This is a genomic window from Thermoplasma sp. (assembly GCF_023256435.1).
Lineage (GTDB): Archaea > Thermoplasmatota > Thermoplasmata > Thermoplasmatales > Thermoplasmataceae > Thermoplasma.
The window spans coordinates 33,971-42,062 of sequence record NZ_JAGDXM010000012.1; the positions used below are offsets into that span (position 1 = coordinate 33,971).

Below are 8,092 nucleotides of genomic sequence, written 5' to 3' on the forward strand. Positions count from 1 at the left end.
GGCTGGCATAAGCCCAATGCCTGCCGATATGGATCGCATCATGCCCAGGATAAAAGAAATATGCAATAACCATAACGTGGAATGCCACAGCGAGGATGAGGACTATTTGAGCGAAAACGCCAGGATCAACAGAACTCTTTTCTGATCATATGTATATGATCTTCTCATTGAACCTTTCGAACAGCACCTCATCGGCAAAACCGTATCCTGGAACGTAGCCGTGCCTGCGGTATCTTCCAACCTCCTCGAATCCATTCTTCTCCAGCACCTTCCTTGACGCTATGTTCGGATCGAAGACGCTGCTTATCAGCTTTCTTAGGTGCATGGTATCGAAGGCGTACTTCATCATCAGCGATACTGCCTTCGACGTTATTCCGCGCCCCCAGTACTTCTGGCCTACGCCGAAGGCTATATACGCATAGCTGTTCTTTGCGTCTATGTCATAGAGGCCTATCGTGCCGATGAAATCCGCGGTCTTTCCATACAGTATTGCGTATATCCTGTTTCTATCCCTGTTTCTGCGCAGCCCCTCGTAGAATTCCTCTACGTCCTCACGATAGAAAACCTGCGTCGGGTCACGGAGGAACCTTGCACCCTTTGGATTGTTGAATATCTCATAGATCTTCTGAAGATCCTCCTTTTCGATAAGACCGATCTTCACGTCATCGCTCTCAGCTATCAGCGGCCGCATGATTAATCAATGAGAAGAGCTATAAAAAAGATGTGAAATATTCTTCATGCATGAGAACGGATATACCCGCATACTTTCTGAAAACCAGCCATCAAACATATTTCAATTCTTTCCTCCCTTCATCTTTATGATCGCATCCACATAATCGGTATACACTTTTTTCCCTTCCTCCGTCAGCGAATACACGGTTATCGGGCCTTTTAAACTGAAAGCGAAGCCAGACCTTATCAAGCCTTTCTCCGTAAGTTTATTCAGATGGTTCGCAAGGCTTCCCTTTCCAAGACCGGTTAGATCCAGCAGATCTGAGAAGCTTAGCCTGTCGTTGAGGTAAAGCGATATGATTATCAGGAGGCGCATGGAGGATTTCATCGCATCGTCGCTGAGCCTTCGTGCAAGGTTCGCTATCTCCCTGTTCAGGTCCGGCCTCATTCGCTGGTCATCCAATTTCCAATCCCTCCCTGGCGTGGTATAGCGCATATATGGAACACCAGAACCATGATATGATCAGGCCTGTGAGGGAGATCAACGTCATCATACCTCTCAGATATGAAGATGCGGCGAACATCGTGGATGTAATAGCGATTGCAAACGCCAGCATAGATAATACCGAAACGTATCCCTCAGGAGGTATCCCCTCGAACGACCTCCTGAGGTGCGAGTACACGTAATAAGATATGAAGTAAAGAAAAGGAACGGCTGAATAATAGCTGTATCTGGGCATAAGATATCCTAGGAGGGCGGCCGAAGCCAAGGTCAATACGAATATGATCCAGTAATATACAGTGTACTTCCTAGACCATGTAAGATATTCGTTGTCAAGCATGCGCCGTAGATCCTCCGTGCGGACTGCGATCCTGAACACCCTCCTTGAGAGATAGCCTGAGATCAGCGCTATGAAGAAAATCAAAGAAAGCAGGATGAGGTAGCCTTTCAACCCACTCACGAATGTGAATACTATCATCGAGGCAAGGAGCATGAAGGTGAATCCAGAAGCCCAGATGGCGTAATATATACCCCAGGATCTTCTCAGGATATAGTACTGCCTTCTGACCGCTATCCTCGCTATTTCATCCAGCTTTCCAGCGTATTCTGGGTCATTCATAGCTGCCTCATTTCCTCGGCACTTCTAGGCTTTATCCTACGCAGCAAGATCACGTCCGTTATAAAAAGAATCGCTGTCCATCCGATGACGGACGCGTATATTGCAGCGGGTGAGATTGCAGATGAGGAAGGTGTTGCAAGGCTGAGATTTACGGTCCCAGTGAATGCATATGAGAGGAGGTATTCGATGCCTAGGAATGGGTATGCAACCGCGATCCATCTGCTGATGTTTACGTAAAGGGGCAGGTAAGCCGATATGAAGGCGAGGAAGAGCGGGACAAAACTGGTGAACGAAGCGTTTTTCAGGCTGAAATGATTGTTTACCATCAGCGCCACCATAACGGAAAAAACGTACATGAAGGCGCCGGTTATGATGATCACAGGTATTATATATGGTTCTGGCAGTATGATGCGCCCGAACCTCAATGAGAACAGAAATATGTTGGCGGCGGTCACCGTGGTAAGCGTAGTTATGGATGTAATCAGATAGCCCACGAGAAATATAAGTTCGTAATGCACCGGCTTCAGCCGTGAAAACCTGAAGAGATATGCAAGGGAGGAACTTGAGAAGAACGTTATATATGCTATGCTTGTTCCGGAAGCTCCAGCTGAGATAACCGCCTCGATTGAATACCAAGCTGAAACATAGTATTTTTCGGATCCAACTGCAACCCCCTTGGATGCGATGAATGATCCTATGACGGCCCAGACCAGTACGAATAGGACACTCCAGAACCATATGGATCTGTTCTTCAGGATGCCGATGGCTACCTCTTTAATCATAGAGCACCTCCGATACGAGATCCATGGAACCTGCCGCAGACAGCTTCACCTTTCCGCTCCCGATCTTTACATAGAAAGTGCGATCGCCTGAATCGATCTGAAACAGCACCCTTCCGGACGGATCCGGATCAATGTAGAGTTCCTCGATTAGATCGGCGGGAGCACTGCCAAACAGCCTTCCATTGAACATGAAGAACAGCTTGAGATGCCGGATCTTTCGGAGCATGCCAATCTCATGCGTTATGATCATGACCGGTTCTCGCCGATCGCCTATGATTTCGGCCAGTAGGCCCTTCGACCTCTGATCCAGGCTTTCAAACGGTTCATCCAGCAGTGCGATCCTGTATCCAAGGTGCAGTGCCATAATGTTGCAGAATATCTTTTTCTGACCTTCGCTCATCTCGCGCATCTTCCTATTCATAGCGCGATCCAGGCCGAACCTCACCATGTCGTGCATGATGCGATCCTCTTCAACGCCCACTGCCTGAGCATATATCTTAATCAAGACACGAGCGTCAGCATCCAGTACTCTGAACACATCAGGTAGGTTTATTCCAAGCCCGGGCATGTTCTTGGAAGCCTTGATCGATTGGCCATCGTAAATTATGTCGCCTGAGAAATCGGAAATGAGGCCAGATATGGACTTGAGGAGGGTTGTCTTTCCCGATCCATTTGGGCCTATTATCGCTATCTTCTCATCTACGATCTCCATATTTATTCTGTCAAGCACCTTGATGGAACCGTATAATACGGAAAGGTCTCTTATCGATAGCATATTGAGTCATATTCACGGTTTATTTCAATGGTCTTTTTAGTACAAAATTTGTACTGAAACTCCTATGCCTGACGGCCTATTTTCTCTCCTCGAAGTACCTTTTGACAATGTCGAAATAATGGTTTATTTCCATTATGCCGGCCTCTGTTATCCTGACAATGGCCCTTGGCCTCGTCCTTGTAAACTCTGTTTTCATCGTTATGAGACCATGCTTTTCCAGAACCTGCAGATGCATGTAGAGTGATGATTTGGCCAGCCCGGTGGATCTCAGCAGATCGGTGAATGTGGATCTTCCAACTCCAAATAGAGCGATGAGTATCCCTACCCTGGCCCCGCTTGACAGTATGGGATCGTTGACAAGATCCTCTATGCCCTGATCTTCCGTCATGAAACTGACGCTCCTATCTTTCTAAGATCCACAAAGGTACCGATGCCTGCCACAAGCCATGTGAAAGAGAATATGAAGTAGAGATATGGAAATACGAATTCCCCTAGGAAGAATCCCAGGACAAAGCCCGCTATGGCGATCCAGTCCCAGATCCACCACGGCGGTACGTCTTCGAAGAGTTTGAACGTCCTGTAGAACCACAGTATAATGGCGGCAAGAAACACCGCATCCATGAATATATAATAGCTGTACAGCCTGAAAATGGTCAGATATATATAGAGTATCAGCGGTGATACAAACAGGATTAGGAAAAACGTTGGCCCGTTAGTCGCAATTCTGAGGAATGGGCCACGGCTCTTCCCCCTCACCTCATATTCCATCCTTATAGCCGCATACTGGATCCTGCGCGTCCTCCTCAGTATGATGTATGTGATGGCGATATAGACCGCATAGACTATGATTATGGAACTCGCATTTTTCAGATAGTATATATAACGCAGAAAGCCAGAAAAATGGTAGGATAATATGACCGAGAGGATGAACGATACAGGTACAAGGGTGGAGAACAGGAGGTATATCTTGCCGATCCTCTTCCTGATGTCCATTAGATAGGCGCGTGTCGCTATAGTTCTGCCCATCTCGAAGTTTTCATCTATCACCTGCATCATCCACCTCAGAACAGCCTCTCGTCATCACTACCTGATGACCTTATACGCTTCATGAATATTATGGATGCTGCGTATGATATAAGTATCGAAATGACCAGCGAGATCAATGCAAGATGCGGATCAACGCTGTATGGTGCGACCGTGTTGAAGGGAAACTTTTTCGATCCCGAATAGAGATAAATTGCAAGGTATGTGGATGAAAGGAACGGGGACAGATAATATAACGTTCCATGGACACCCGCTTCTATAATGGAGAAGTCTGCAGCGAAGTATATGTATATGGGCAGAAACCTGATGTAGTTCAGGTGCCTGTATCCAGTATAGGTTATGAACAGCGAGAAGGTTGCCAGCGTTACACCGGATACAAGCAGGCCCTCTGCCGGCGCCAGTGCTATTATGCCAGGAAGCGAACTAGGTGCTGCATCTATCCGGTACCTCTCGTAATTGAACAGCCAGTTCACGCCGAATATGATCGAACCCAGGATCAGGAATAGTATAGACATTGCTACTATGAGGTTCAGCATATACCAGGATCTTGTGGCCTTCGTGTACCGGAACAGGTAGCCAAACGATCTTGACTGCACTGCGAATGAAGAAGATATGGATACGGCTGCGAAGCTCATAGATAGCATGAATATGAGACCGTAGTCTATGGATTCTATCTCCCTGACCGAAGACGGGTTGACCGGCCCCTGCCCTATGTGCGAGAGGAAGAAAACGGTCAGCACGTCGAAGAAGATCGAAAACATCATAGACCATACAAGTATCCTTCTGTCAATTACCATTGTTCTCAGCAGATATTTCAAGAACTTCATGGGTAGTCAATGCACATCCGTAATTAAATGCACAGCAAAAGTACAGAAACTGAACAATATGACGCTCTTATATGCGAATGATGGATGTACTGTTATGATAGAAGCCACGAAATTGATCGTAAGATCGTTCAGAAAGAATATAGTTGGGCCGCTTGATTTCACGTTCCAGAACAAGACGATAATACTCGGATCCAACGGCAGCGGAAAGACCAGCATAGTCAAGGCGATATGCGGGCTTTATCCATACGCAGGCAGCCTTAAGGTAAACGGACATGAAGTATCCAATATTAGGGCCAGCGGACTGGTCGCAGCGAACTTACCGGAAATATACACCATCGCTGCAAGAGTAAACGATGTTGCAGAGATCTTTTCTGAGATAGGCGGCCTCGATCTCGCTGCATTCATGGATTTCCTTGACGACATGAACCTGAAAAATATAGCAGAGAAACCTTTCGGAAGCCTTTCTACAGGAGAGATGAAGATCGCCATGGCTGCGATCAGCTTCTCCAGAAAACCTTCAGTGCTGATCATGGACGAGCCGTTCGAGAACCTGGACGGAAGGCGCAGGGCGATCATGATCGACAGGATGCTGGATTATGAGGGCGATGTTGTCATCGTCACGCATGAGATTGAGGTTCTGAAACATTTTGGCGGATATTCCGTCCACTTCCTCATGGACGGTATGATGCAGGGGCCTGTGGAATCATCAGCGCTTTCAAGATCGAAGATCGTCAGAGGAGAAGCTTCTGGATCCATAGCCACGCTCATAATGGGCGGCGAACGATACTCCATAGTTGAGGGTGGAGAGCCAGGAGAAGGGATACTTTCAGCCGGAACGGTTGACAGGATATACGGTGCCTGATCGAACGTTCACTTCAATAGGCTATTCGATGACGGATCCCTTATAATTCAATGGGCCTCTGACGCCAATCATTGCTTGATACACCCGACGGATCGAAGGAATGATATCAGATTCATGATAAATTATCATGATATATACTTCGAAATCATATCGTAGCTGTTCATATGAAGACGGAGATACTGAAAATTGAAAGCGAAGCTCTGAGGGACAACTTTCTCAACGATCCCGATGAAAGGGAGGTGCTGGTATACACGCCGGATGACGTTGAAGACGGCTATCCCCTGATGATAGAGCTTGCGGGCACGAACTGGAAACCAAGGACGCACAACAAATTTTCCGCAATCATGGAGAAGCTGTTTGGCCAGGGCCTGAAGGCTGTTGTAATAAACCCAAATTTTTCAACGAAGTACAACATAAACCAGTACATAAACTCCCCTGCGGTCGGAAACTATGAGGATTTTATAGTAAAAGAGCTGATACCGTTCTTCAGGGAGCGATACAGGACTGAACGTACAATTCTTTTCGGAAAATCCTCCGGTGGATTCGGTTCTTACACCATTGCAGTGAGGCATCCGGACGTCATCGATGGATTTGCGGACCACTTCGGAGACAGCTGCTTCTACTATCTGTATGCGGATGATCTGGCCTGCACCTTCAAGGCTGTTGAATCAAAGGGAAGGATGAATCTTCTGAAGGAACTCACCTCCAGGCGCCCGAGCGATGAGGAGATGAGGATACTGAACATTTTCGGCAGCTCGGCGTTCTACTCGCCTGATATGGATAATGAATCAGGATTCGATCTTCCGTTCGATGAGGAGACAGGTGAGATAATAGATGATGTATGGAAGAGATGGATCGAATTCGATCCAGCCAAGAATGTCCTGAGGCATCTTGACAACCTGAGGAAGATGAAGGCCATATACATCGATGTGGGAAAGAACGATGAGTACAGGCTGTACATCGGATCAAGATCGCTGCATAAGAAACTGGAAAAAAACGGCATAGACCATCATTATGAGGAATTCGATGGCGGGCATTTCGGAAATTCAGAGCGATACCTGGCGTCTATACCTTACATATATGAAAGACTGAAGGAATCATGATCCCATTTTGCATTGCAATGCGATACCGCAGGTCAAAAAGATTTATAGCGAGTTGCTATTAGGGGTATGAGGGCTGGTAGATCAGAGGTAGATCGCTTCCTTGGCATGGAAGAGGCCAGGGGTTCAAATCCCCTCCAGTCCATCGGTAATTGTGTAGGGATTGTTGCGGTTTGAACATTTGAACAATTTTGGTTTCTTTTCCCGAATGCGCTCCATGGCTTCTCCGGAATCAAGCTGGGAATATACCTGTGTTGTGGAAAGATTTGCATGGCCCAGCATTTGCCGTATGGTTTCGAGATCTATGTTGTTCCTCAAAAGGTTCTTTGCATAGGTATGCCTGCATTTGTGCCATGAGAAATCTATTCCTGTTGATTTTCTTATATCCATAGCTATATTTCCCATATATGCCTCAGTGATCTTTCCCTTGCGGGTCGTGAAAACATAGGGGCATTCCTGGTGGTTTCTCATGGAAAGGTACTTAGAGATCTCTTCCCTGGTGTATTCATCAAGATAGACATCCCTGTCCTTTCCTCCCTTTCCATTTATGACGGATATATATGATGGGTGGATATCTATTACCTTGAGGTTGCAGATCTCCGATCTCCTCAGGCCGGAATTAAGGGCAAGAAGAATCATCACCCTGTTCCTCCTGTCCTCAATTGTCCTGACTGGCATTGCAAGAAGTTTTTGGACCTGTTGAGTACATGATCTTGTCTTCCCCCTTATAGGAGAGCCACCTGTTCAGGTATTTCAGATGCTCATTGATCCTCTTGGGAGGCACTCCATCCCTCCTGAGCTGCCTCAGGAAAGACATAATGCTATCCCTTGAATCCAGGTCAATGCTCTTTGACAGATACTTCAGTTTTCTTATTGTATCTATCACCGTATTGCGGGCAAATCTTTCAT

General features: G+C 46.7%; 12 protein-coding genes and 1 tRNA gene. 3 read left to right on the top strand and 10 right to left on the bottom strand.

All coding sequences use genetic code 11. The annotated features are described in order from the left end of the window. Window positions 1-145: 145 nt before the first annotated feature. The 8 genes from Q0C15_RS01285 to Q0C15_RS01320 all read right to left on the bottom strand — a co-directional run bounded on the left by Q0C15_RS01285 (window position 146) and on the right by Q0C15_RS01320 (window position 5,221). Complete coding sequence (locus Q0C15_RS01285) at window positions 146-691, bottom strand: GNAT family protein (protein ID WP_297215173.1); 546 nt, start codon at window positions 689-691, stop codon at window positions 146-148. A 102-nt stretch (window positions 692-793) separates the two neighbouring features. Continuing rightward, window positions 794-1,135, bottom strand: coding sequence for a transcriptional regulator (locus Q0C15_RS01290; protein WP_297215174.1), 342 nt, complete (start codon window positions 1,133-1,135; stop codon window positions 794-796). After that, a complete protein-coding gene (locus tag Q0C15_RS01295; protein ID WP_297215175.1) occupies window positions 1,128-1,793 on the bottom strand; it encodes a hypothetical protein in 666 nt (221 codons plus the stop codon). The genes Q0C15_RS01290 and Q0C15_RS01295 overlap by 8 nt, the downstream gene beginning before the upstream one ends. Then, on the bottom strand, window positions 1,790-2,575 hold the full coding sequence (locus Q0C15_RS01300) for a hypothetical protein (RefSeq protein ID WP_297215177.1): 786 nt from the start codon (window positions 2,573-2,575) through the stop codon (window positions 1,790-1,792). Before Q0C15_RS01300 ends, Q0C15_RS01295 begins: the two co-directional genes overlap by 4 nt. After that, window positions 2,568-3,350, bottom strand: coding sequence for an ABC transporter ATP-binding protein (locus Q0C15_RS01305; RefSeq protein WP_297215179.1), 783 nt, complete (start codon window positions 3,348-3,350; stop codon window positions 2,568-2,570). Before Q0C15_RS01305 ends, Q0C15_RS01300 begins: the two co-directional genes overlap by 8 nt. Before the next feature lie 76 nt (window positions 3,351-3,426). Further along, window positions 3,427-3,738 (bottom strand): transcriptional regulator, encoded by a 312-nt coding sequence (locus Q0C15_RS01310; RefSeq protein ID WP_297215181.1) that lies wholly within the window; start codon window positions 3,736-3,738, stop codon window positions 3,427-3,429. Next, complete coding sequence (locus Q0C15_RS01315; protein ID WP_297215182.1) at window positions 3,735-4,406, bottom strand: hypothetical protein; 672 nt, start codon at window positions 4,404-4,406, stop codon at window positions 3,735-3,737. Before Q0C15_RS01315 ends, Q0C15_RS01310 begins: the two co-directional genes overlap by 4 nt. Window positions 4,407-4,411: 5 nt before the next feature. Beyond that, a complete protein-coding gene (locus tag Q0C15_RS01320) occupies window positions 4,412-5,221 on the bottom strand; it encodes a hypothetical protein (RefSeq protein ID WP_297215184.1) in 810 nt (269 codons plus the stop codon). 94 nt (window positions 5,222-5,315) lie between these two features. Between Q0C15_RS01320 and Q0C15_RS01325 the strand changes: the two genes are divergently transcribed. The 3 genes from Q0C15_RS01325 (at window position 5,316) to Q0C15_RS01335 (ending at window position 7,328) form a co-directional block, all read left to right on the top strand. Then, a complete protein-coding gene (locus Q0C15_RS01325) occupies window positions 5,316-6,083 on the top strand; it encodes an ATP-binding cassette domain-containing protein (RefSeq protein WP_297215186.1) in 768 nt (255 codons plus the stop codon). Between the two features lie 164 nt (window positions 6,084-6,247). After that, complete coding sequence (locus Q0C15_RS01330; protein WP_297215188.1) at window positions 6,248-7,186, top strand: alpha/beta hydrolase-fold protein; 939 nt, start codon at window positions 6,248-6,250, stop codon at window positions 7,184-7,186. Between the two features lie 70 nt (window positions 7,187-7,256). After that, a tRNA-Ala gene (locus tag Q0C15_RS01335) sits at window positions 7,257-7,328 on the top strand. Here the strand turns inward: Q0C15_RS01335 and Q0C15_RS01340 are convergent. Together Q0C15_RS01340 and Q0C15_RS01345 are read right to left on the bottom strand one after the other, a co-directional pair. Next, a complete protein-coding gene (locus Q0C15_RS01340; protein ID WP_297215190.1) occupies window positions 7,310-7,861 on the bottom strand; it encodes a site-specific integrase in 552 nt (183 codons plus the stop codon). The two genes, Q0C15_RS01335 and Q0C15_RS01340, sit on opposite strands and share 19 nt — an antisense overlap. Beyond that, window positions 7,842-8,092, bottom strand: a 251-nt coding sequence (locus tag Q0C15_RS01345) for a hypothetical protein (protein ID WP_297215192.1), incomplete at its 5' end; no start/stop codon positions are given. The genes Q0C15_RS01345 and Q0C15_RS01340, both read right to left, overlap by 20 nt.